The 473-nt window shown below is 57.6% G+C and carries 1 pseudogene; it reads left to right on the top strand.

Going from position 1 to position 473, the window contains the following annotated elements:
• Positions 1-473 (top strand): annotated as a pseudogene (locus tag FDX22_RS24290) (TolC family protein); the annotation flags it as partial.

Raw genomic sequence — 473 nt, 5'->3', positions numbered from 1 at the left:
GGACAGCAGTTGCGATGTGGTAAAACCGGAGGATAAGTTAGTTCCTGCAGTGCTGGCGGCCTGGGCGCAGGCGAACGTCGCGCAGGCCAACCTTGATTACGCCAACGCGCAGATAACGCCAACCATTTCCCTGGAGCCATCTGTTCAGCACTATCTCAACGACAAATACCCCAGCCATGAGGTGCTCGACAAAACGCAGTACTCCACGTGGGTAAAAGTCGAGATGCCGCTGTATCAAGGAGGCGGACTCACCGCCCGACGCAACGCCGCTGGTCATGCGGTAGACTCGGCACAGTATTCCATCCAGCGTACCCGCCTTGACGTGCNCCCGACTCGAAGTACGACAGAAATTACTGGAATCCCGCAGCCAGGCAATGAGTCTCGCGACTGCATTGCAGATCCTGCGCCGCCAGCAGCGGCTGAGCGAACAAACGCGCGAACTGTATCAACAGCAGTATCTGGATCTCGGCTCA

It is taken from the genome of Citrobacter sp. TBCS-14, assembly GCF_005280805.1.
Classification (GTDB): domain Bacteria; phylum Pseudomonadota; class Gammaproteobacteria; order Enterobacterales; family Enterobacteriaceae; genus Citrobacter; species Citrobacter gillenii.
This window is presented reverse-complemented; position numbering and strand designations above follow the sequence as displayed.